We start from the raw sequence: 22,280 nt of genomic DNA on the forward strand, positions 1-22,280 counted from the left end.
TTTCTTACATATAGAAAGTTCGGTTTATTTCTTAATATTTAATTTTTGCGTGTAGTTTTCCTTGTTCACCTGGCGTGCACGGGCAATGGAAAGGGCTTCTCCCGGCACATCTTCTGTAATTGTCGATCCTGCTGCCACATATGCACCCTCCCCAATCGTTACCGGTGCCACGAGATTGGAGTTGCATCCAATAAAAACACCATCTTCGATTTTGGTCAGGTACTTGTTTTTGCCGTCATAATTGACAGTGATTGAGCCGCAGCCCAGGTTAACATCTCTTCCAACTTCTGCATCGCCAATATAGCTCAGGTGAGAGGCTTTGCTTCCTTTTCCAAAAACAGACTTCTTCACTTCAACAAAATTGCCGATTTTCACTTCATCATGAATATCTGATTGCGGGCGAATGTGAGCAAACGGCCCAATATTCACTTGTGAACCAATATGGCTGTCATGTGCAGCAGACTGGCGGATCACTGTGCCTTCCCCAATATGGCAATCAGAAATCTCTGTATGAGGTCCAATCTCACATTCAGAACCAATGACTGTATTGCCGGAAATGATTGTTCCAGGGTAAAGAACTGTATCCGAGCCAATTTTCACATTCGCACCAATATACGTGTTTGACGGATCGATAATGGTAACGCCATTACGCATATGTTCTTCATTAATCCGTTGTTTCATGAAGGATTCGGCTTGTGACAAGGCTACCCGGTCATTGACACCCAGGGTTTCGCCAAAATCAGCCGTCTGGTAAGCCGTAACGACTTCGCCTTCATTTTTCAGGATCTCAATCACATCCGGAAGATAATATTCACCCTGCACATTATCATTTGTAACTTTGTTTAATGCTTCAAATAAGGCCTTATTATCAAAGCAATAGGTCCCAGTATTGATTTCTTTTATCTTTCTTTCTTCCTCGGAAGCATCTTTCTGCTCAACGATTTTTTCAACCATCCCCATGTCATTTCGGATCACGCGTCCATATCCGAATGGATTTTCCGCATGGGCTGTTAAAATAGTCGCTTTGGCAGATAGCTCTTCATGATGCTTGAAAAGCGCTTCCATTGTTTCATGTTTGATGAGTGGTGTATCTCCGCAGACTACGAGCGTCACGCCCTCTTTGCCTTCAAGCATATCGCGAGCCTGCATAACGGCATGAGCAGTGCCCAGCTGCTCCTCCTGAAGAGCATATTTGCTGATTGAACCCAGCTGCTGCTCCACCATTTCCGCTCCATGTCCAGTAATGGTGACAATTTCTTTTATGTTAAGCTTTGTAACTTGATCAACAACATGTTGAACCATCGGTTTGCCGCATACAGGGTGAAGGACTTTGTAAAGCTTTGACTTCATTCGTGTCCCCTTGCCTGCGGCTAAAATGACCGCGAATCGATTAGACATTGACAGGCCTCCAATTTAACCTTTTTATCCATAACGAATATATCTTAAATGGGCTCTTATTTCAAGAAATGATGACAAAGTACATATATTTGTCATTCCCATTAACGGTATTTTCTGAAGAAATGGTTTAATATTTTTACAGACAGGGTAATGAACAAGATAGAAAAAAGCCCTAAGCACCGCCTGTAACAGGGGGACTCAGAGCTTGAATTCCTTACAGCTAAAATAAAAAAGAGCCTTACTTATGTAGTAGGCCCTTGTTGATCTATTTCTTAGGAAGCACCGGCTTCTTCAAATTCCACTTCTAATTCACCTAAACGGTGGTACTCGGCTAATACAGCCTCCTGGATTTTACCGCGCGTTCCTGAATTGATCGGGTGCGCGATATCTCTAAACTCCCCATCCGGAGTACGTTTGCTCGGCATAGCTACAAATAAGCCATTATTCCCATCGATCACACGAATATCATGAACAACAAATTCATGATCAAGCGTAATAGATGCGATTGCCCTCATTCGTCCATCCGTGTTAACGCGGCGTAATCTTACGTCTGTCACTTCCATTCTGTTCACCACCTTTTCGAGAAGATATAATCCTAATTGTATAAATTCAACATATTTCCTGAATCTCCTTCTTAGATAAAAAATATTTTTTGAATATTTTGTTCAAAGTAAAACATTGTCTGTTAAAGCATTTTTCTGTAATAAAAAACGCCCGTTCACATGAACGAGCGAAATAAATGCGGTTATTTATTTGACGAGGGCCACTACTTCAATTTCAACCAATGCATCCTTTGGAAGGCGTGCCACTTCCACACAGGAGCGCGCAGGCTTGTGTGTGCTGAAATATTCCCCATATACTTCATTGATGGCTGCAAACTCGTTCATGTCCTTGATAAACACCGTTGCCTTTACCACTGTATTTAATGACGCACCCGCTTCTTCAAGCACTGCCTGAAGGTTTTTAAAAACCTGATGGGTCTGTTCTTTTACATCCCCATCTACCATAACCCCTTCAGCCGTAAGCGGAATTTGCCCTGAGCTATAGAATAGGTTATTTACAGTAATCCCCTGAGAATATGGCCCAATTGCTGCCGGAGCCTGATTCGTTTGAATGACTTTCATGAATTCTCCCCCTAAAAAATATGATTATTTTTTAAAATAGTTGCCTTCACTTACATTGATTTTCTTTTCCCTCACATCAACATCAGATAAACGCACTAGAGAAAGGTACTCATCAACCAGCCGTTCTTCTGCTTTTTCCGCCTCGACCAGGACAGCAATGCCCGCTAGGTTTGCTTTGAATTCTTCCAGCATGCTGACCATTCCATTAACCGTTCCGCCAGCTTTCATAAAATCGTCAATGATTAAGACATTGGATCCTTCTGCCAGGCTTCTTTTTGAAAGAACCATGGTCTGAATCCTTTTCGCAGAACCTGACACATAGTTAATGCTTACCGTGGATCCTTCTGTCACCTTGCTGTCCCGTCTGACGATGACCACCGGCACATTGAGATAGTTGGCGGCAGCATAAGCAAGCGGAATTCCTTTTGTAGCTACCGTCATGACTACATCAACGGGCTTATCTGCAAAGGCTGAGGCAAAAAGCCTTCCTGCACGCTGTACAATTAATGGATCTCCAAGGATGTCAGTCATATAAAGATAGCCGCCGGGAAGAAGCCTTTCCGGACTGGCAATTAAGCTGCAGAGCTCATCTACAAATGGCCGGGCTTCATCATCTGTTACTTTAACATGAAACTTTACGCCTCCTGCTGCTCCGGAAACAGTTTGCAGCGTGCCTATTCCTCTTTGCTCAAATGTTTCTTTAATGATGGTGAGATCTTCACTGATCGAAGACTTGGCAGAACCATACCTTTCTGAAAAGAAAGTTAAGGATACCAGCTGACGCGGATGGTTCAATAAATAATTGGTCATATCTATCAACCGTTCGCTTCTGCGAAATTTCATTGTGGAACCCCCATTTAAATCCGAATATTTTAACGATAATATACCATTAATATACGGATTTAATCAAGCTTATGTCTATCTCCGAGCATTCTGACCGCAAAAACCTGATCGCAAAACCCTCTAAGGCCATTATAAATCCGATGCATTCTTGAATCATGATGCACAAGTCCAAACACGGTCGGTCCGCTGCCGCTCATCAGAACAGCATCCGCACCAAATCGTTTCATCTGGTCTTTTATCTGCAGCACCTCGGGATGCATATTTAGTGTTACATCCTCCAGAACATTCCCCATGTTCCGGCAGACATGATCATAGCTGCCCGCATTTATCGCTTCGACCATTCCTGCAGTATTCGGATGCTGTACCTGATCTACATCCAGTCTTCTATAAACATCAGCAGTCGATACGCCGATGAACGGCTTAGCCAGTATGACCCAGCAGGTAGGAGGAGCAGGAAGCTGCTGAATCTTTTCCCCTCTTCCTCTAGCTAAAGCTGTTCCGCCGTAAACACAAAAAGAAACATCAGAACCGATTTCCGTCCCGATTTCGGCAAGCTCATCCAATGAAAGCCCCAAATCCCACAGCTTGTTAAGGCCTCTTAGAGCTGCCGCTGCATCACTGCTGCCCCCAGCAAGTCCCGCAGCAACCGGTATTGCCTTTTCTATTGTAATGGACACACCTTTTTTCACTTGAAACCGTTCCTTAAGAAGGTGTGCAGCCTGATATGCCAAATTCCTCTGATCATCCGGAACAAAACGGTTATGAGAGACAATCTTTATCTCATCTTTATCTAAAAGTGTTAATTCCAGGCGGTCTGCCAAATCAATCGTTGTCATTATCATTTCCACTTCATGATAGCCATCTTCCCGTTTATGTAAAACATCTAATGACAAATTGATCTTAGCAGGCGCCTTAACCATGACCTTCAACATTTCCACCTACTTCTTTCCTATAAATCGGACTCCTGTCCAGCTCCACAAGCGGAGCACTTTGGCCAGCCGGCTCATTCTGCAGGGAAAGCCATACCTCATTCAGTATTGACTTTTTTTTAGCCGGCAATAAGCGGCAGTATTGTGCTTTTCTTCTAGAGCGTCTCCATTTTTTGTCCTATTTTACCACAAATTAGACAGAAAAGCGCAATGGCTTGGAATATAAGGGTTAACACTATTCGATAAAAGGAAAAGCCGAAGCATAGGCTTCGGCTGACGCAGTGCATATTAATGCTTAAACATAATCTGTGCGAATGCTATTTGTTAGGAAGGTTCTGCTGCGCGATTTCGATAGCCCGCTTAACCATATTGCCGGCATCTTTGGCCCGGATGCCGCCCCAGCCTTCCTTTTGGACCACATCATAAAAGCCAAGCTCTTTCGCAATCTCTTCTTTTAAACCATCTGACATAACGCCCCGTCTTCTGCCCAACATTAACATCCCCTTTCGCACTGCGGTATGTATAGTATGTGAAAAAGGCCCTTTATTCATTAAGAAAATCACAAGCGTCTCAGGAACAACCGTTGGTATCTAAGGAGGCCCTTCTATGGCGCGCACCCCGACACCTCGAGGGGTAGACTGCTTGCGCTGGACAGCTCTAAAAAAGGCAAACAAAAAGCAGTAAACAATTTGTTCACCGCCCTGTCATATATATTAGCTTAAAGCAACTTGTCCTGATGTGTCTTCATAGAATGTAATTTGAACCGTTTCTGTTAAAACATCTGCATAGCTGTAAGATACCCGTTCAAATGCATTTTCATCCTGATCTAACTCAATCACAAATACTGAAGGATACGTTTCTGCCAGAACCCCTGAGCGTTCAATGGTCTTTCTGCGCCCGCCATTTGCTTTTAGCAGGAGCCTCTTCCCAAGATTTGAATCAAGAGCTTTTTTAATATCTGATAATGTTTTTGCCATTCGGTCCACCTCACTATGTTAAGTATATCACACTGACACAATACTGTCAAACAAAAATATAAATTATAACAGTGTTTAAAAATAAATGTCAATATGTTTTTTTCTACTTTTTCTTCTAATTTTCAACAATTTTAGGATTTCCTTAAATGGCAAGGATTATGTATAGTTTTTTGAAAGCCTTACCAGACTGCACTACATTACCTGGGAAATAGTCAAACTTCACCTGCGAAATTCCTCGAAAAATGCTTAACAAATCTAATTTTTTGGGAGAAAGCATAAAAAAACAAGCCGCTATAATACGCAAACGGCCTGCTGGTTAGGATTCGTTTAAATCATCGTCATTGTAAGGCATTCCCGTTCTTAGGACTCCCCTGGTTTCAATTCCTCCAAGTCCCTTTTCACCTGTTAATGTATTTCTTAAGATATCCCATAAATTGATTCTTTCCATAAATGGAGTAAGGCTGACTTTCGCAACAATGTATACAGGGTCAAGGGCATGGATATTCACCCTGGAAGGAGAACTGGCAAAGTTTGCGCCAGCATGGATCAGCGATTCGAAATGGGACTGACATGCTCCGGCAAATATGACAAGCTGATCAAGGTGCGGTATTTTTTTTCGCGCTTCCCTCACCGTCTGTACAAATTCCCTGGAGTGCCTGTAAGCATTGATATCCGATTTCTTTCCCTTTGCCTTTGAATAGGCATCATGACCTGTTACAACCAGGATATCAGGCCTGTAATGGTCGATGAGCTGTCCGATTTTCATCGGCATTTCCTTTTCATTGCAATGAATTCCAGTTACGGGTATGCCTATTTTTTCATAGACATTTAAGCATTTCTTTAAATAAGAGGGATCACCATCCAGATGAAGCACCCTGCCTGGTATCTGAAAATAATTAAGCGTCTTGCTGTAGCCGTCAGTCACCTCATACTCCTGCTTCTCTCTCAAAAGAGCCAGGTCCTGCCGGAACAGCTGGAAAGACTGTTCCTCAAGCGACCTATACTCCTGCTCAAGCTTTATCCGCTGCGCCTGGTTAATGACGATTAAATCCTCACAGGGAGCATCCGCAACGAGACGGATATCCTCTCCGAATAATATGGCCACTTTTTTGCCGCCCTGTTCTTTAATATCAATCACGCGGAATAAAATATCACAGTGATACGAAATTCTTCCGACGATATCCATCGTATTTATAGTCAATGTCGTCACTCCAATTGCCCGAGGGTATACGCGGGCTGCTTCTGGTCTCTTGTTTGTGATTTAATATTTATGTCATAAATTATGCATTCGTCTATAAACATGTGCGTAGAATTAGAAAAGCGGAAAAGCCTTGCCCGCCACTGACTCCTCGAGGGGGCAGAAGCTCCTCCTAAAAGCTATGCTTTTATTCGTGTGATGAAGAAGCTGACGGGCGTTTGTGGTGCTAGTCAGTTATTTACGTTCAAAATTTGAGGCAGAAAAAAAGCCCGCTGTTTTCAGCAGGGCTTCATTTTTTATGAAAAATGCGGCAGCAGGGCATCGCTCAAGCGGGCAAATTCTTCGATGGATAGAGTTTCCCCTCTTCTGCCCGGCTCGACATTGGCTTGTTCGAGAGCGGAGAGAATCTGTTCCTTCTTTTGTTTTCCTTCAGGAAGCTGGCTTGTTAAATTATTCAGCAGAGTCTTGCGCCTTTGTGCAAAGCTTGCTTTTGTCACCTGGAAAAAGAAAGATTCACTTTTCACCGCCACTGCAGGCTCTTTACGCTTTGTCAGTTTAATGACGGCTGAATCCACATTCGGCTGCGGAACAAAGACCGTCTTCGGCACGATCATGGCCGTTTCAGCCTCTGTATAGTACTGGACAGCAATGGAGAGTGAGCCGTACTCTTTCGTTCCAGGACGGGCTGATATTCTGTCTGCTACCTCTTTCTGGAGCATACAGACGATTCCTCTGATCGGAAGCTTGTCCTCGAGCAGTTTCATGATAATCGGCGTTGTAACATAATACGGAAGGTTGGCGACAACCATAATATCGTCAACGCCTTCAAATTCCTGTTCAATCGCTGTCTTAACATCTGCCTTTAATACATCTTCATTGATGATGGATACATGGGGATATGGCGATAAAGTTTCCTCTAAAATAGGAAGCAGCCGCTGGTCAATTTCAAAAGCAAGTACCTTTTTGCTTCTCCGGGCCAGCTGTTCAGTCAATGCGCCAATTCCAGGGCCTATTTCAATGGCGCCCGACTCTTCCGATAAATCCGCATGATCGACAATTCTCCTTAGAATATTTGTATCGATCAAAAAGTTCTGTCCCAGGCTTTTCTTAAAAGAAAATCCGTACTTATCCAAAATCGCCCGTGTTCTGGCTGGTGTTGCAATATCTTTATGCATTTTGTTCCTCCTTGCGAATAGCTTCGATTGCCTCAGCAAAGTCTTTCTGGCTGATCTGAAACATCATTAAGCGCTTATGAAGCTGCTTGCCGTTTGTGTAGCCGATTTTGAGAAGTCTGCCAAGCTTTTCTCTTCTTTCCTTGGCGCCTTCTCCGCCAATCAGGCCTGCGGTTACCAGATCTTCCTGGGTAATGGTTTCTTCATAGGTTTCCTGCATAACCTGTGCGTCCTGTAATGCCTGACGGATCATTTCAGGCGATGCATGCTCAACTCCCACTCCTCTGCCATGCTTATGAAGAGCATCCGCTTTTTCTATAAAGGCATGCTTGCATCCGGGTACATCATTGGTGATCGTATTCCGGATTTTTTGGCCGGGAAAGTCCGGGTCTGTGAATACGATTACCCCTCTGGTCTTCTGGGCAAGCTTTATTTTTTCAATGGTTTCCTGATTAATGGCAGATCCATTGGTTTCAATTGTATCGGCATCCAGGGCTCTTTTGATCGCCGCTGTATCATCCTTGCCTTCTACAACAATAATTTCTTTGATTTTCATACTTCCTCCAGAAAAAATAAAATATAAAAAAATTGAAAAAAACTTGAAACATTTCTGTAATGTAATTCGTCTAAATAGATGTAAGAAGAATATAGTAATAAAGAATAGTTCTTATTATATATGATGCAGCTGAGAAATGAAAAATGTTAATTATTAACCTTCTCTGCAATGAAATAAAAAATGCAGGGGAAGCCCCTGCATCACAAAAATTAGTTCAGTATTTTAATCTTTACGGTTTTTCTTCCCCACTTGTAAGCTTCTGATTTGGAGGAGAAGAATACATCGATTTTGTTTCCACGGATCGCGCCGCCTGTATCTGCTGCAACAGCATAGCCATAGCCTTCAACATAGACCTTTGTTCCAAGGGGAATAACACTTGGATCAACAGCTATGACCTTAGCACCCGGATTGGCACGCAGATCCAAGCCAGTAGCAGTTTTGCCTGAGCATCCGCTGCAATTGGCCGTATAGGCTGTTGACGATACATATATTTCTTTTCCGCTTGCCTTGCTGCTTGTTCCGCGGGAAACGACCTGTGTTGCTGCAGCTACCTTTGTTCCGACAGCAACGACTTTATCCTGCTTTTCTTTCACTTGCTTTTCACTGATCAGCTTTCTGGAAACTTCCTTGCCATTCTCCAGGACGACTTCAAATTCTTTCGCCTTAATGCCTTCTTTTCCAGCATTCATCACCTTTTCAGAGCCTTTAGCCAAGCTATTATCTTTCTTTGTCACAACTGCGAAATTAATTGGTTCTTCCACTACATCGGTGACTTTTTCAACTCGAATGACTTTTATGATGTCATTGGCTTTGACTGTCTCTTCCAACTTTGGTTCAACACGGTCTAAATCATTGATCTTGATTCCCTGCTGTGATAAAAAGTCAGCGACCGTAGTCGAAGTTGACCAAACCTGCTTCTCTTTACCGCCATTATTAAGCGTTAAAGCGAATGCTTTCTCTACTTGAATTTCAAGGTTGCTTTTAATTTTATCCTCTGGCTTTGGCTGAACCTTATCATGTTCAGTCAGAGTAATATTCTGTTCTTTTAATACGTCCCCGACCGTCTTTGCAGCCGTCCAAATCGTTTTCTTCTCGTTATCGGTTACAACGTTCACCTGTTTAGCCGGTTCATAGACAATTTCTGTATTGTCCTTAACCTCTGTGTTTACCGAGGGAAACACATAATCTTCTGAGCGAAGTGAAATATCTAGATCATCGAATATATCTTGAATCGTTGATGCATGCGTTTTGATGACTTTCTCTTGGCCTTCTATCGTCAGTGCTACTGTTTTCTTTGTCGCTTCATATGCAATGAAACCGCAGGCAGCAGCAAAGACTACTAAACTAGCAGAAAAAATGGCCAATTTCTTTTTACTCAAAGACTTGGATAACAGGTTTTTCATGTTTTGAATTACGATGAAAAACGCCTCCTTTTCTCTCGGAGTGATTATATAGAGTATCTTGCCGACTGTCAACTCTTTCAATTTTCCAGCTTCCGAAAGGCTGGCTGAATGCAGGCATCGGGCTATGATTGCCTGAATCCATAGAACTGCACTCTATCTCTATGTATGAAAGACAGCTCCTCTCTATGCATGCCTTCTTGCAAATGCCCCGTTTTCGATGATGCTTGCCTTGGATTTATACTTTTCCACACTCATCTGAAAAATCCTTCTTTTTTTGATTTAGGGATTTTTTCCTTTTGGGTAATCCCTTATTTTCTGCCGACCAGGCGTTCAGCAATCGGGAGCGATCCGGGGAGTCCTCAAACCGGTTCTCTTTCTGTCACGCTCCTCAACTAGCAGAAAACGCCCTCCGCTCGATCGGCAGGAGTGCTAGAACAGCTCCTTTATCTAACTGTCCAGCTTCCGCTTTTCTAGTAAATGGCAAGCCCTCTCGTAAACGTATTTCCTATTATGCAAAAAAAACAGGAGAAAGGAAAGAGAGACTTATCGACATGGTTATCCTATGAGAAGAAGGAGACATGTAGAACTTTTTAGAATCAGAAAAAATTTGGACAAGCTCCCACAGGTTTCGACAAAAAAAGATATCAGTTTATGCCGAATAATTTTTTTGCATTTTCTGTGGTTGCTTGTGCAACTTCTTCTACCGAAAGTCCTTTTATTTCTGCAATCTGCTCTGCAACTAGCTTGACATAACTAGGTTCATTCCGTTTTCCTCTGAATGGATGAGGGGTAAGATAGGGACAGTCTGTTTCAATTAATAGCTTTTCAAGCGGAATAACATCGGCTACTTCTTTTGGCTTTTTTGCATTCTTGAATGTCACCGGACCTCCAAGTGAAATAAAAAAGTTCATATCCACACACTCTTTGGCAATTTCAGCGCTGCCGCTAAAGCAATGCATGATGCCGCCTACTTCCCCCGCTCCTTCTTCCTTAAGGATTTCGACTATATCGGCTGTTGCATCACGGTTATGGATAACGATGGGAAGCTTAACTTTTTTCGCCAGACGGATCTGCTTTCGGAAGACTTCCTGCTGAATATCCTTTGGTGACTTGTCCCAATAATAATCCAGGCCCATTTCTCCCAGTGCAACCACTTTTGGATGGCTGGAAAGCTCTTCAATCCACTGAAGATCATCCTCTGTCATATCGATGGCATCAACCGGATGCCATCCTACACTTGCGTAGATGAAATCGTATTTCTCAGTCAGCTCCATTGCTTTCTCAATCGTTGGACGGTCAAACCCAACGACCACGATGTTGGAAATTCCTTCATTCAGAGCCCGGTCAATCACCTCTTGTAAATCTTCGTTATATTGTTCGGCATTAAGGTGTGCGTGTGTGTCGAAAAACATCAAAAAACTCCTTTTTCTTCATATTATTTTTCTATTACTATTATGTCAGCAATGTAACAAAAATAATGTGTTAGCAGAATGGTTCAAATTTAATAAAATCACCAGAAATTACTTTCTAAGAATATTTTTTTCCAAAAATAAAAAACATAGAAATGCCCACGGTATACGCTTAACACTTCTATGTTTTTATGTTTAACAGGAGAAATCAATAATATTATTTTACCCTTGCACCCAATGGAAGAGATTCAGCGATAGTGGCAAGTGAAAGTTCTCCGTCTTTTCCTCCTGCTAAAATCATTCCTTCTGAAAGCTCGCCGCGAAGTTTAACAGGCTTCAAGTTGGTTACGCAGATGACTTTTCTGCCGACCAGGTCTTCCGGCTTATAGAATTTGGCAATCCCGGAAACGACCTGGCGTTTTTCATAGCCAAGATCCAGCTGTAATTTTAAGAGCTTATCAGCTTTTTTGACCGGTTCAGCCTGAATGACCTGAGCCACTCTTAAATCGACCTTCATAAAGTCATCGATTGTGATTTCCTCACTATCCGGCTTTTCCTCTGCTTTTGCTTCCGGCTTTGCTTCTTCTTTAGGAGCAGATCCCTGCATTTTAGTTTTAATGAACTCGACTTCTTCATTAATATCCAGGCGAGGAAAGATCGGTTCTCCCTTTAATACCTTTGTGCCTTCAGGAATAAGACCGAATGTTTCAAGGCTTTCCCAAGATGTTAATACTTCTTCGTTTACATTCAGCTGTGAGAAGACTTCTTTCGGCGTACGTGTCAGGAATGGCTGCAGAAGTACCGCGATTCTGCGCAGGGATTCCGCCAGATGGGCCATCACACTCGCAAGATCTTCCCTTTTCTCTTCCTCTTTGGCAAGTGCCCAAGGCTGCGTTTCATCTATATATTTATTCGTTCTGCTGACAAGCTGCCAGACTGCCGAAAGGGCAACAGAGAATTCCATTTTTTCCATTGCTTCCTCATACTTGGAAACCGTCTCACGGTTCATTTGCAGCAGCTGCTGGTCAAACTCTCCGTCTGAATCTTTATATGCCGGAATGACACCGTCAAAATATTTATTAACCATCGCAATCGTCCGGTTTAAAAGGTTTCCTAAATCATTGGCAAGATCAAAGTTGATTCTTTCCACAAAACCTTCTGGCGTAAACACTCCGTCTGCGCCGAATGGCACTTCGCGAAGCAGGTAATAGCGAAGTGCATCCAGACCATAACGGTCGATAAGGGTAACAGGATCCACTACATTTCCTTTTGATTTGGACATTTTGCCGTCCTTCATCAAAAGCCAGCCATGAGCAAACACCTTTTTAGGAAGAGGCAGATCCAATGCCATAAGCATGATTGGCCAGTAAATCGTATGGAAGCGCACAATTTCCTTCCCAACCAAGTGTACATCAGCAGGCCAATAGTTCAGATACTTGGAATCATCATCGGTTCCATAGCCAAGCGCTGTGATGTAATTTGATAGTGCGTCGATCCATACATAAACAACATGCTTAGGATTGCTCGGCACTTTCACTCCCCAGTCAAAAGTGGTCCTGGATACCGCCAAATCCTCGAGGCCTGGTTTAATGAAGTTATTGATCATTTCATTCTTGCGGGATTCAGGCTGTATGAAAGATGGGTTTTCTTCATAATACTGCAGCAGCCTGTCAGCGTACTTGCTTACCTTAAAAAAATAGGATTCTTCTTTTACTTTATGAACTGGACGTCCGCAGTCAGGGCAGTTTCCATCCACAAGCTGTCGTTCTGTGTAATAAGACTCACATGGCGTACAATACCAGCCCTCATATTCACCAAGATAAATATCGCCCTGTTCCACAAGCTGAGCAAAGATTTTTTCTACGATCTGCTTATGTCTGTCTTGAGTAGTACGGATAAAGTCATCATAGGAAATATCAAGCTTCTTCCAAAGATCCTGGATACCGGCAACAATTTCATCTACGTACTGCTGCGGTGTTACTCCTTTTTCTTCTGCTTTCTCCTGTATCTTCTGTCCATGTTCATCCGTTCCCGTCAGGTACATAACGTCAAAGCCGCGCATACGCTTGTAGCGCGCCATTGCATCACCGGCAACAGTTGTATAGGCATGCCCTATATGTAAATTTCCGCTAGGATAATAAATTGGAGTGGTTAAATAAAACGTCTTTAATTTGTCCTCCACAAGATTCCCTCCCTCATTTTTAAGAAAGCATGGGATGCATATATGCAGCTATGCTTTTGGCTTACTCATAATGGATACTAAAAAATCCCGCCCAATTTGGACGAGAGTATTAATCAGAAAATCGTGCCGTTATTGGGCCTGCTATATCGATATTTCACAAGAAGTTATATTCGTCAGCATAACCTCTTATACCATCAAAATATACCTAAAAACTTGAAATTGTGCAACAGAAAGGGATGGCAGGATTCTTCTAAATTAAATTTTTTTATTTTCTATCCCTAAAAAAGGAAACTAACTTTCGAATATTATTATTGCAAAAGTATAATCATTGTAGAATTTTGTCGAAATGTCGAAATGAGTCATATTACTACTTTTTGAGTGAGTCTTTCCCCTTTCTATATTAAACTTTCTTTATTTTTATAAAAACGTTGTTATATCAACACTTCAATTGACATCCCAAAATTTTCTATTTGAATTGAAAATAAAGTAATTGACGTATATGGGAATGGCTGGTATTATAAATGTAATAAAGATTTTGTCGAATAATGACGAAACAACATAGATAGAGAAAAATATTATTGGAGATTTGAGAGGAGACTTTTATTATGAAATCCACAGGTATTGTTCGTAAGGTTGATGAGCTTGGCCGTGTAGTTATCCCTATCGAATTAAGACGTACACTTGGAATTGCCGAAAAGGACGCTTTGGAAATCTACGTAGATGACGAAAGAATCATCCTTAAAAAGTACAAGCCAAACATGACTTGTCAGGTTACTGGGGAAGTATCTGATGAAAATATCTCTTTAGCTAACGGCAAGTTAATTCTAAGCCGTGACGGTGCAGAACAGCTGTTAAAAGAAATTCAAAACACTTTTGAATTAGCAAAATAAGAATGAAGAAAAGCTTCTCACGCATGTGAGAAGCTTTTTTTATTCCTCAATATGATAAGCATGGTAAACATCCCGCTTATTTAATCCCCGGTCTTTTGCCGTTTGCTTAATGGCTTCTTTGCTCGAGAGTCCAGTTTCTTCTATATAATGTCTAACATGATCTTCAACCGGGAGATCCTCCCACCAGTCAGTTTCTTCATCCTGAACAGCCTCGGAAGTTCCTTCAATAATAATCACAAATTCTCCTCTTACCTCGCCGTTCGAAGCCCATTCCATTGCTTCTGCTACAGTTCCCCGGATAAACTCTTCATATTTCTTCGTCAGTTCGCGGCATAACGCGATATTCCTGTTTCCCATAATATCCGACATCAGCGAGAGAGTTTCCTTCAGACGGTGGGGAGCTTCATATAAGATGATGGTTGCCGAAAGTTTTGAGAGATTCTCCAGCTCCTGTTTCTTATGTTTTTTCTGTCTGTTCAGGAATCCGTAGAAATAAAAAGGCTGAGTATCAATGCCGGAAGCAATCAGTCCGGTCAGGGCAGCATTCGCACCAGGAAGCGGGACCACTGTCAGCTTTTCTTCAGCAGCCGCCACTACAAGATCAAAGCCCGGGTCTGAAATTGCAGGCATTCCTGCATCACTGACAAGGGCAATCTTTGCGCCATTGGCCACTTTCTCAAGCAGCTTCTGTCCGCTTGCCTCCTTATTATGTTCATGATAGCTGATGATGGGTGTGGCGATTTCAAAATGATTGCAGAGCTTCTTCGTATTGCGTGTATCCTCCGCTGCGATATAGTCAGCTTCTTTCAGGATTCTTACTGCTCGGAAGCTCATGTCTTCCAGATTGCCGATCGGAGTCGGGACTAAATATAGAATTCCTTTTGTTTCTTCATGTTCAAAGCTTTTTTGCTGCCACATATGTACCACCCGTCTCTTTCATTAAAAACTCATCCTTCTTTTTCCTGGACCATTGCTTAAATTCATATTCTGCTCTCATCGCTTCGCCTTTTTCCAAAAAAGAGCGGGAGAAGACCAGCTCCACCGGTCCCCTGCCCCTTGTATACTTGGCCCCTTTTCCTTCATTATGGGCCTTCACCCGTCTTTCAAGATCATTAGTGTAGCCTGCATATAAGCTGCCATCACGGCAATGGAGAACATAAAAATAATGGCTATTCTCCATATAAAATCTCTCTCATTTCAGGTGTGTATTCATTTTCTTCATTATATACAAATAAAGGAGGCAGAATTTTCAGGTCCGGATTGCCATTTTTTACTGCCTCAATAAGCAGAGTGTTCGCTTCTTTTCCAGCCTTCGGATAGACGAATTGCACCCTTTTTGGCTCAAGCTTATACTTGCGCATGAGCGTGACAATATCCAGGAACCTTCCCGGCCTGTGCACAAATGCTACCTTTCCGCCCTGTCTCGCAAGCCCGCTTGAAGCTTTAATCGCATCCTCCAGTGTACATAGGATTTCATGGCGGGCTATCGCCAAATGTTCATTCTCATTGATTTCCTCCCGGGAAGGAGTAGGGAAATAAGGCGGGTTGCAGGTCACAACATCAAATTTTCCATATCCTAAAACCTGATGGATTTCTTTAATATCCCCGTGAATCATCTTAATCCGGTCTTGAAGCTTATTGTATTCAATGCTTCTAACCGCCATATCATGCAAACGCTCCTGAATCTCGACACCTGTAATGACTCCCTTTGTTCGTGTGCTTAAAAAAAGCGGAATCACGCCATTTCCGCTGCACAAATCAATGAGATTGCCTTTTTGAATTGGTACATATACAAACCGGGCCAGCAGGACAGCATCCAGTGAAAAAGAAAAAACGGCCGGACTTTGAATAATTCTCATATCTTCAGCCAGCAAATAGTCAAGCCGTTCCCCTTCTTTTAAAAAATCCATTCTTGATCCTCCATGCTTCTCTGATTCTTTGCTTCTATGGAAAAATAGCCTTCCTATCATCAGGAAGGCTAAAATTTACTTCTTATTCAGGAAAGACAAGCAAAACAGACAGTCTCCCTCTTTTCGAGGGCTGCCGAAATGGAGATTGCAAATGTGAAAGCCTTCCTGATAAAGGCGGGCAAGGTTATCATAGCCTTCTCCAATATCAATTACCTTATCATCATCAGCCGCATCGGCAGACTGCTCTGACTTGCCTTTTTTCACCGATGTACTTTCCTTTTCTGCAGATATGTCTAAATGACGTCTTAAATGTTCATTTTCCAGCTTTAAAGAGTTATTCTCTTCAAGTATTTCTGCCAAATGCTGCTTTAACTCACCAAGCTGCTGATATAACTCTCCAATTTGGGTTTCCATATTACTCACTGAGTCAAAGATTTCTTTTTTATCCACGACTTCCACCTCTTAATCTGTGGACTGAACTGATACAGCACCTTGTTTTAAAATTTCATCCAGTGTATATTCGAGGACGCGCTCCGCTTCTTTTACATCAACCTGCAGAACACGCTCCAATATATTCAAGCCTACCACTTTTCCAGCTCCATCAGGGGTCTGAATCCATTCCCCAAGGTCAGGAAGCTGTTCTTTTGCTGCTTCGTACTCATCATTTTCATACTTCAGGCAGCACATTAAGCGTCCGCACAAACCTGATATTTTCGTTGGGTTCAACGAAAGATTCTGGTCCTTTGCCATTTTGATGGATACGGGATCAAAGTCACCAAGGAAGGTGGAACAGCAGAGCATTCTTCCACATGGACCAATTCCGCCCAGCATTTTTGCTTCATCCCTCACACCAATTTGGCGAAGTTCTATCCTTGTGCGGAAGATGGCTGCGAGGTCTTTGACAAGCTCGCGGAAATCAACCCGGCCATCAGCCGTAAAGTAGAAAATGACCTTATTTCGGTCAAATGTATATTCAACATCGACCAGCTTCATATCAAGCTGATGTGTATGGACCTTTTCACAGCAGACCTCGTATGCTTCTTTGGCAGCCTGCTTGTTCTCCTCGACAATCATGCGATCCTTTTGATCTGCAATACGAAGAACCTTTTTTAATGGAAGGACAACATCATGCTCATCGACCTGCTTCGGGGCAATTACCACTTTTCCGTATTCTACGCCTCGGACAGTTTCGACAATGACAAAGTCATCCTTTTGTATTGAGAGATCTCCGGGATCAAAATAATAAATCTTGCCCGCTTTTTTAAAGCGCACTCCTACTACATCATACAAAGGAAGATCCCTCCTGCAATTTTAGCACAAGCTGTTCCATCAACAGCTGCGGATTCATATTTGCCTGTAATTTTCTTTTGGCTTCCAAAACAGCCGTCATCTGTTCCGTCAGACGCTTTGTAGAAGATTGCAGTGCAAACTGCTCTAAACGATTTCGTTCGTTCAGATGGACAACCTGGTCTTGTTTCCCAAGCTGAATATATAGTAAATCTTTAAAAATAAGAAGTAATAGATCCAAGCCGCGATCAATCTGCTCTTTTTCTTTAAAGTGCAAGAACCAATCCTCCTGCAGGGCAACCATCGCCTCAAGCGGATTCTTCTTCACCACTTCATATAATTTTAACACTATTTTTTGTGCTTGTACAAACCAATCATCAGAACTATATTGCAAAGCCTCATTCAAATTATTGGTAATTTGTGCAAGTAATGGTGCCTGGGCAGGATCCACTCCATTATTTTTTAATTGCTGAATCATTTCTGCAGGAGATAATGGTTTAAATGAAATGGCCTGGCAGCGGGATAAAATAGTAGGAAGCATCTGCTGCGACTGCTCGGTAATCAGCACAGCGGTCGTCTCTGAATGGGGTTCCTCCAGAAATTTAAGCAAACTGTTGGCAGCGTTAACAGTCATTCTGTCAGCATGCACAATCACATAAAGCTTGCGCTTTGATTCCACCCCGGTCTTTGAAAACTCTTCCTGCAGGCTTTGAATCTGACTTTTTTTGATAGAGTGCCCGTCCGGCTCGAGGATATGAACATCAGGGTGATTGCCGCTGTTAATCCTCTTACAGTTTGAACATGTTTCACATGGAACATACCCATCAAGCGGTTTAAGACAGAATCGGCTTTTCGCCAAAAGCATGCTTGCTTCCCGCTTTCCCGTTCCCTTCATCCCTTCAAATAAGTAGGCGTGGGCCAGCCGATCCTTCTCTATGCTATTTTTAAACATTTTTAATACAACTGGCTGTATGGCTTCCAGCTGTTCCCACGTTTTTCCCACAATAATCACTCACTTACATATATATATTTATTAAAAGTCCTTTAATCTCGCCGACTTTCCCCAGTATATCGATAGATGATTCTTCTTTTTTCATTAGTTCATCCGCCAGCTCTGATAGCTTTTCATCAACCGTTTCTACCACTTTCAGAGACCGGCCCTGTCCATGCTGGTTCCAGCTGTGCGATTGCTTCAGCTCCATCCCAAAGTCAACGGCTTCCTTCACAAACCGCTTTACAAGCGTTTTAAATTTGGCTAAATCCTTAAATGTTCTGGAGCGGGCAAGCCGTTCTCCAGCGGCATCGATATCCTTTAACAGCCCCTGAAGCTGAGAAGCCTGCATTTTCTGGTCCTGCCTTTGCACCATTTCGGAAAATTTAACGCCGTTCCCAGCCGCCTGCTTCTGCTCATTGCGGACATTTTCCATCTTGAGCCGAAGTTCTTGATTAATTTTCATACCTAATCCTCCGCAAAGGGCATTAAGGTCCCTTTGAATTTATTAAAAATGATGGAATTGTTCAACTGGCAGGACAAATACCGTCGCACCGCCAACTTCAACTTCTACAGGGTAAGGTACATAAGAATCAGCATTTCCGCCCATTGGCGATACAGGTGCTACCAGCTGGTCTCTTGCTCTGCAATTTTCCTTAATAATCTGCAGGGCTCTCTCCACACGAATATCCTCTGTCCCGATCATGAACGTTGTATTGCCTGATTTCAAAAATCCGCCAGTACTGGCCAATTTTGTCGCACGAAAATTATTGTCAACCAACGCATTCATTAGCTTATTGCTGTCCTGATCTTGAATGACTGCCAGAATTAATTTCATAAGCCCATCCCCTTTACAAGTTTTTAATCCGTTTTATCTTACTTTTATTATATCAATTATTTTATCTTCAAGCAGATATTAAGGGAATACCGGAAAAATTATTTTGAAAACTGACTGGCAAGCTTATTAAAAAAGCCTTAAAGAAATATGATCTTTAAGGCGAATTTTTATAGTAGTTCTTTCAGCTTGCTCTCCGCCTGCTGATACACTTCCTCCAATGGCCTCGAAGCATCGATTTTAAAGATGCGTTCCGGGTAAAGCTCCATTAGCTTCAAATAGCCTTCCCGCACTTTGTGGTGAAAGTCGAGCTTTTCCAGGTCCAGGCGGTTCACTTCCCGTCCTATATGCTGATTGATTCGATCCAGCCCGGCCTCCGGTTCAATATCAAAATACAGCGTCAGTTCAGGCATCATGCCTTCAATCGCAAAGCTGTTTATAGAGTAAACTTCATCAATGCCAAGGCCCCTTGCATAGCCCTGATATGCAAGAGAACTATCAATAAATCGATCACATAATATGAGATATCCCTTATCGATTGCTGGCTTTACTTTTTCAGCCAGGTGCTGCCTTCTGGCTGCCGCATACAGCAGAGCCTCTGTTCTTGGATCCATTTTTGTATTATTTTTATCAAGTATGACACTTCTGATCTGCTCTGCAATCTCAATTCCGCCAGGCTCTCTTGTCTGAAGAACCTGATAGCCTTCCTTTGCCAGAGAGCTTGCCAGCATATCTATAATCGTTGTTTTTCCGGCACCCTCAGGTCCTTCCACCGTAATAAACTTACCTTTTTTCATTTTATTTCCTCCAGCTGCTGTTATAGATCCTGAAAAACGTTAATGCTGCCTTTTTTTATATTTTCCCCATTTTGAAACCGTGCTCCGGCCCTAATTTGAAATCTTATGTTTGCTATGTCTTCCCCTTCGATGACTTCACCTGGGAATAGGAGCGGAATGCCTGGCGGATAAGGAGTCACCTGCTGTGCACACACTTTGCCGACCGCCTCTTCCAGTGCCACCGTTTTAATGGTACAACGGTCTTGGTCCTTTTGCTCCAGGGCAAGGCCAGAGACAAGCCTTTTACTAAAAGGGATTTTTTCATGTCGGCCTGCCGGGCTAAATGTTCTTAGCTCCTCTTCCAAGCATTGAATAACCCGTTCAAATGGATAATCCATATCGTTTTTCAAAAGAGGCAATACAAATAGGACATTATAAGGATCTGCCAATTCCGTAAAGATCCCGTGCTTCTCCAGGAGAGTCTGCAGTTCAAACCCGCTGAGAGCGGCTGCCGACTGGATGGTCACTTTTAAAGGGTCACCGTTTTTATGTTCAAAATTCAGTACTTTAATTCCTTTTATTTTACTTAGATTCTTACGGAAATCCCCCGCCTTTTCAAGCAGCGATTCCTCATCTTGTTCCGAAAATGAGGCTAAATAGGCTCTTGCCAAATCAAGAGATGCCATAATGGGATAGGAAGGGCTGCTTGATTGGAGTATCCCCAGATATTTGGACACTCTCTCTTCCTTTATAAAACGGCTATTAAAATGCAGATAAGCCCCCATCGTCATAGCAGGCAAAGTCTTATGTGCTGATTGTACAATCAGATCTGCCTGAAGCTGAACGGCCGAAGCGGGAAAATGATCTCCCCCGATCAAATGTGTCCCATGCGCTTCATCGACCAATACTGGAACTCCATGATCATGAGCGTACTCAATAATGCTTTCAAGGTTAAACACCATTCCGTAATAATTGGGATAGGTTAAGATTAGTGCTTTTGCTTCCGGATATTGTCTGATTGCCTCTTTAACAGTCTCTAAAGCTACTCCCCCGGCAACGCCCCACTCTTCATTAAACTCAGGCGCTAAAAAGACGGGCTTAGCCTTAGCCAATGTAATGCCATTAAGAATGGACTTATGGCAATTCCTCTGGACAAGTACAGTCTCATTTTCCTTTGCGGCTGACATGACCATGGCGAGGTTCCCTGAGGTGGATCCGTTAACAAGGAAAAAGCTTTTTGGCACCCTATACAAATCGGCAAGCAGTTTTTGCGCTTCCAAAATGACTCCTTCAGGAGAATGCAAATCATCAAGTCCGCTAAGCTCAGTAGCATCGAGCTTTAAAATATCTTTAAAATAATCTGCTCCCTCACCGCCTGCAAGTTGACCGTTCTTGTGTCCTGGCACATGAAATGAAACCGGCTGATGAGAAGCATGTTTTTTTAATTGGTCCCATAATGGAGTCTGTTCGTGATTCATATCTTCATCACTTTCCTAAGATTCTTCTCCTATTTTAACAAAACAAGTATGTGCTTGCTATAAAAGAAGCATTAGGGCGATATCTGTGCCAGTCCTGAAGCATCAGGGAAATTTATGAAAGAAATCATTTATAGACATACACCCAAATTAGATTTCCATCATACAATATTAATCAAGTAACCTCAAAAAACCCGCCAATGAATATTCGAAAAATTGTATACAATACCATTGATCTGGGCAGAATAAGTGTATGGAGGTGGAGTGATTGGGTTCGCTATTAGCAAAAAAGCATGCAGGGGAAGAATGTGTCATATGCGAGCAGGCAAAAACCAGGGGAATACATCTATACACTTCTTTTATCTGCACAGATTGTGAAACAGATTTAATCACCACGGATACAAGCAATCCAAAATATAATTATTACTTAAAGAAACTGCGGAAAATAACCATGCCGGAGATATTTTCTTGAAATGCAAGCCCTTTAATAGGGGCTTTTTATTTTTTTGCGAGTTGGGTTTGCTGAGTCAGTAATCAATAGCAGTGGTAGTGTTATCTAACAGATTTGGAGTTATATCCACCATGGCGGGCAGTTTATCTAACATGTTTTTGCTTTTATCTCGCAGGTTTTTGAGTTTATCTCACATTTAGCATAATTTCTCTTTGCTGAGAACGGATTGAACTTTTAAAACAGACGGCGGAATAAGGAGTGGCGCATATAACTCAATTCTGAGACATATATGAGTGAAAGCAGCGCATATGTGGGCCGAGGTGAAGCATAAATGGAAAAAGTGACGCATATGCAGGCCGGAGTGACACATATAGATATTTTCCCTTAAAAGGGGAAGCCTGAATAACATATTAGGATTCAGGTAAATCATCCAAACATACAAAAAAGAGCACCCATCAGGTGCTCTTTCATATG

25 protein-coding genes are annotated in these 22,280 nt (G+C 42.4%); 2 read left to right on the forward strand and 23 right to left on the reverse strand.

Going from position 1 to position 22,280, the window contains the following annotated elements:
* Positions 1 to 24 precede the first annotated feature (24 nt).
* From glmU to metG, 13 genes are all read right to left on the reverse strand, one after another.
* Positions 25 to 1,398, reverse strand: a complete 1,374-nt coding sequence (gene glmU, locus DFO72_RS26440) for a bifunctional UDP-N-acetylglucosamine diphosphorylase/glucosamine-1-phosphate N-acetyltransferase GlmU (protein ID WP_113885342.1) — start codon at positions 1,396 to 1,398, stop codon at positions 25 to 27.
* Positions 1,399 to 1,670: 272 nt separating this feature from the next.
* Positions 1,671 to 1,961 (reverse strand): septation regulator SpoVG, encoded by a 291-nt coding sequence (gene spoVG, locus DFO72_RS26445; protein ID WP_009336662.1) that lies wholly within the window; start codon positions 1,959 to 1,961, stop codon positions 1,671 to 1,673.
* Between the two features lie 186 nt (positions 1,962 to 2,147).
* Positions 2,148 to 2,522 carry a 2-iminobutanoate/2-iminopropanoate deaminase gene (gene ridA, locus DFO72_RS26450; RefSeq protein WP_009336663.1) on the reverse strand — a complete coding sequence of 125 codons (375 nt, stop codon included), beginning with the start codon at positions 2,520 to 2,522 and terminating at the stop codon, positions 2,148 to 2,150.
* Positions 2,523 to 2,546: 24 nt separating this feature from the next.
* Positions 2,547 to 3,365 carry a pur operon repressor gene (purR, locus tag DFO72_RS26455; RefSeq protein WP_009336664.1) on the reverse strand — a complete coding sequence of 273 codons (819 nt, stop codon included), beginning with the start codon at positions 3,363 to 3,365 and terminating at the stop codon, positions 2,547 to 2,549.
* Between the two features lie 59 nt (positions 3,366 to 3,424).
* Positions 3,425 to 4,294 (reverse strand): 4-(cytidine 5'-diphospho)-2-C-methyl-D-erythritol kinase, encoded by an 870-nt coding sequence (gene ispE, locus DFO72_RS26460; RefSeq protein ID WP_113885343.1) that lies wholly within the window; start codon positions 4,292 to 4,294, stop codon positions 3,425 to 3,427.
* 317 nt (positions 4,295 to 4,611) lie between these two features.
* A complete protein-coding gene (locus tag DFO72_RS26465) occupies positions 4,612 to 4,785 on the reverse strand; it encodes a small, acid-soluble spore protein, alpha/beta type (RefSeq protein WP_134177297.1) in 174 nt (57 codons plus the stop codon).
* A gap of 222 nt (positions 4,786 to 5,007) precedes the next feature.
* Positions 5,008 to 5,271, reverse strand: coding sequence for a biofilm formation stimulator Veg (veg, locus tag DFO72_RS26470; RefSeq protein ID WP_009336667.1), 264 nt, complete (start codon positions 5,269 to 5,271; stop codon positions 5,008 to 5,010).
* A 316-nt stretch (positions 5,272 to 5,587) separates the two neighbouring features.
* Positions 5,588 to 6,472: a sporulation peptidase YabG gene (gene yabG / locus DFO72_RS26475; RefSeq protein WP_113885345.1), complete on the reverse strand. Its 885-nt coding sequence runs from the start codon at positions 6,470 to 6,472 to the stop codon at positions 5,588 to 5,590.
* 293 nt (positions 6,473 to 6,765) lie between these two features.
* On the reverse strand, positions 6,766 to 7,644 hold the full coding sequence (rsmA, locus tag DFO72_RS26480; protein ID WP_113885346.1) for a 16S rRNA (adenine(1518)-N(6)/adenine(1519)-N(6))-dimethyltransferase RsmA: 879 nt from the start codon (positions 7,642 to 7,644) through the stop codon (positions 6,766 to 6,768).
* On the reverse strand, positions 7,637 to 8,197 hold the full coding sequence (rnmV, locus tag DFO72_RS26485) for a ribonuclease M5 (protein ID WP_113885347.1): 561 nt from the start codon (positions 8,195 to 8,197) through the stop codon (positions 7,637 to 7,639). The genes rsmA and rnmV overlap by 8 nt, the downstream gene beginning before the upstream one ends.
* A 209-nt stretch (positions 8,198 to 8,406) precedes the next feature.
* Entirely contained in the window at positions 8,407 to 9,600 is a 1,194-nt protein-coding gene (locus DFO72_RS26490) for a G5 and 3D domain-containing protein (protein WP_113885348.1), read from the reverse strand.
* A gap of 644 nt (positions 9,601 to 10,244) precedes the next feature.
* Complete coding sequence (locus tag DFO72_RS26495) at positions 10,245 to 11,012, reverse strand: TatD family hydrolase (protein ID WP_113885349.1); 768 nt, start codon at positions 11,010 to 11,012, stop codon at positions 10,245 to 10,247.
* 214 nt (positions 11,013 to 11,226) lie between these two features.
* On the reverse strand, positions 11,227 to 13,191 hold the full coding sequence (gene metG / locus DFO72_RS26500; RefSeq protein ID WP_113885350.1) for a methionine--tRNA ligase: 1,965 nt from the start codon (positions 13,189 to 13,191) through the stop codon (positions 11,227 to 11,229).
* Between the two features lie 605 nt (positions 13,192 to 13,796).
* Here metG and DFO72_RS26505 point away from each other — a divergent pair.
* Positions 13,797 to 14,081 (forward strand): AbrB/MazE/SpoVT family DNA-binding domain-containing protein, encoded by a 285-nt coding sequence (locus tag DFO72_RS26505; RefSeq protein ID WP_009336674.1) that lies wholly within the window; start codon positions 13,797 to 13,799, stop codon positions 14,079 to 14,081.
* A 39-nt stretch (positions 14,082 to 14,120) separates the two neighbouring features.
* On the opposite strand, the gene rsmI is transcribed toward DFO72_RS26505, so the two are convergent.
* The 10 genes from rsmI to DFO72_RS26555 all read right to left on the reverse strand — a co-directional run bounded on the left by rsmI (position 14,121) and on the right by DFO72_RS26555 (position 21,358).
* Positions 14,121 to 14,999, reverse strand: a complete 879-nt coding sequence (gene rsmI / locus DFO72_RS26510) for a 16S rRNA (cytidine(1402)-2'-O)-methyltransferase (RefSeq protein ID WP_113885351.1) — start codon at positions 14,997 to 14,999, stop codon at positions 14,121 to 14,123.
* The gene (locus tag DFO72_RS26515; RefSeq protein ID WP_113885352.1) at positions 14,977 to 15,261 is read right to left on the reverse strand and encodes a GIY-YIG nuclease family protein; all 285 of its coding nucleotides are present in this window, start codon (positions 15,259 to 15,261) and stop codon (positions 14,977 to 14,979) included. The genes rsmI and DFO72_RS26515 overlap by 23 nt, the downstream gene beginning before the upstream one ends.
* Entirely contained in the window at positions 15,251 to 15,991 is a 741-nt protein-coding gene (locus DFO72_RS26520; RefSeq protein WP_113885353.1) for a tRNA1(Val) (adenine(37)-N6)-methyltransferase, read from the reverse strand. The genes DFO72_RS26515 and DFO72_RS26520 overlap by 11 nt, the downstream gene beginning before the upstream one ends.
* Before the next feature lie 75 nt (positions 15,992 to 16,066).
* Positions 16,067 to 16,441 carry a DNA replication initiation control protein YabA gene (gene yabA, locus DFO72_RS26525; RefSeq protein ID WP_113885354.1) on the reverse strand — a complete coding sequence of 125 codons (375 nt, stop codon included), beginning with the start codon at positions 16,439 to 16,441 and terminating at the stop codon, positions 16,067 to 16,069.
* A 12-nt stretch (positions 16,442 to 16,453) separates the two neighbouring features.
* The gene (locus DFO72_RS26530) at positions 16,454 to 17,281 is read right to left on the reverse strand and encodes a PSP1 domain-containing protein (protein ID WP_009336679.1); all 828 of its coding nucleotides are present in this window, start codon (positions 17,279 to 17,281) and stop codon (positions 16,454 to 16,456) included.
* Entirely contained in the window at positions 17,274 to 18,281 is a 1,008-nt protein-coding gene (gene holB / locus DFO72_RS26535) for a DNA polymerase III subunit delta' (protein ID WP_113885355.1), read from the reverse strand. The genes DFO72_RS26530 and holB overlap by 8 nt, the downstream gene beginning before the upstream one ends.
* A 13-nt stretch (positions 18,282 to 18,294) precedes the next feature.
* Positions 18,295 to 18,735 (reverse strand): YaaR family protein, encoded by a 441-nt coding sequence (locus DFO72_RS26540; protein WP_113885356.1) that lies wholly within the window; start codon positions 18,733 to 18,735, stop codon positions 18,295 to 18,297.
* 42 nt (positions 18,736 to 18,777) lie between these two features.
* Positions 18,778 to 19,107, reverse strand: coding sequence for a cyclic-di-AMP receptor (locus DFO72_RS26545; protein ID WP_009336682.1), 330 nt, complete (start codon positions 19,105 to 19,107; stop codon positions 18,778 to 18,780).
* A gap of 167 nt (positions 19,108 to 19,274) precedes the next feature.
* Complete coding sequence (gene tmk / locus DFO72_RS26550) at positions 19,275 to 19,901, reverse strand: dTMP kinase (RefSeq protein ID WP_113885357.1); 627 nt, start codon at positions 19,899 to 19,901, stop codon at positions 19,275 to 19,277.
* A gap of 20 nt (positions 19,902 to 19,921) precedes the next feature.
* Positions 19,922 to 21,358 (reverse strand): aminotransferase class I/II-fold pyridoxal phosphate-dependent enzyme, encoded by a 1,437-nt coding sequence (locus DFO72_RS26555; protein WP_113885358.1) that lies wholly within the window; start codon positions 21,356 to 21,358, stop codon positions 19,922 to 19,924.
* Between the two features lie 265 nt (positions 21,359 to 21,623).
* Here DFO72_RS26555 and DFO72_RS26560 point away from each other — a divergent pair, with 265 nt between their 5' ends.
* Entirely contained in the window at positions 21,624 to 21,827 is a 204-nt protein-coding gene (locus DFO72_RS26560) for a sigma factor G inhibitor Gin (RefSeq protein WP_113885359.1), read from the forward strand.
* Positions 21,828 to 22,280 lie beyond the last annotated feature (453 nt).

Origin of the sequence: Cytobacillus oceanisediminis (genome assembly GCF_004366035.1) — a bacterium.
In the GTDB taxonomy this organism is placed as follows: domain Bacteria; phylum Bacillota; class Bacilli; order Bacillales; family Cytobacillaceae; genus Cytobacillus; species Cytobacillus oceanisediminis_C.

Bases quoted from the DNA above. Each gene is read 5' to 3' on its own strand.
- DFO72_RS26540 (WP_113885356.1), bottom strand. From the start codon at position 18,735: ATGAAAATTAATCAAGAACTTCGGCTCAAGATGGAAAATGTCCGCAAT.
- DFO72_RS26555 (WP_113885358.1), bottom strand. From the start codon at position 21,358: ATGAATCACGAACAGACTCCATTATGGGACCAATTAAAAAAACATGCT.
- purR (WP_009336664.1), bottom strand. From the start codon at position 3,365: ATGAAATTTCGCAGAAGCGAACGGTTGATAGATATGACCAATTATTTA.
- DFO72_RS26505 (WP_009336674.1), top strand. From the start codon at position 13,797: ATGAAATCCACAGGTATTGTTCGTAAGGTTGATGAGCTTGGCCGTGTA.
- veg (WP_009336667.1), bottom strand. From the start codon at position 5,271: ATGGCAAAAACATTATCAGATATTAAAAAAGCTCTTGATTCAAATCTT.
- DFO72_RS26515 (WP_113885352.1), bottom strand. From the start codon at position 15,261: ATGGAGAATAGCCATTATTTTTATGTTCTCCATTGCCGTGATGGCAGC.
- glmU (WP_113885342.1), bottom strand. From the start codon at position 1,398: ATGTCTAATCGATTCGCGGTCATTTTAGCCGCAGGCAAGGGGACACGA.
- rnmV (WP_113885347.1), bottom strand. From the start codon at position 8,197: ATGAAAATCAAAGAAATTATTGTTGTAGAAGGCAAGGATGATACAGCG.
- DFO72_RS26520 (WP_113885353.1), bottom strand. From the start codon at position 15,991: ATGGATTTTTTAAAAGAAGGGGAACGGCTTGACTATTTGCTGGCTGAA.
- DFO72_RS26545 (WP_009336682.1), bottom strand. From the start codon at position 19,107: ATGAAATTAATTCTGGCAGTCATTCAAGATCAGGACAGCAATAAGCTA.
- DFO72_RS26490 (WP_113885348.1), bottom strand. From the start codon at position 9,600: ATGAAAAACCTGTTATCCAAGTCTTTGAGTAAAAAGAAATTGGCCATT.
- DFO72_RS26495 (WP_113885349.1), bottom strand. From the start codon at position 11,012: ATGTTTTTCGACACACACGCACACCTTAATGCCGAACAATATAACGAA.
- rsmA (WP_113885346.1), bottom strand. From the start codon at position 7,644: ATGCATAAAGATATTGCAACACCAGCCAGAACACGGGCGATTTTGGAT.
- ridA (WP_009336663.1), bottom strand. From the start codon at position 2,522: ATGAAAGTCATTCAAACGAATCAGGCTCCGGCAGCAATTGGGCCATAT.
- spoVG (WP_009336662.1), bottom strand. From the start codon at position 1,961: ATGGAAGTGACAGACGTAAGATTACGCCGCGTTAACACGGATGGACGA.
- tmk (WP_113885357.1), bottom strand. From the start codon at position 19,901: ATGAAAAAAGGTAAGTTTATTACGGTGGAAGGACCTGAGGGTGCCGGA.
- rsmI (WP_113885351.1), bottom strand. From the start codon at position 14,999: ATGTGGCAGCAAAAAAGCTTTGAACATGAAGAAACAAAAGGAATTCTA.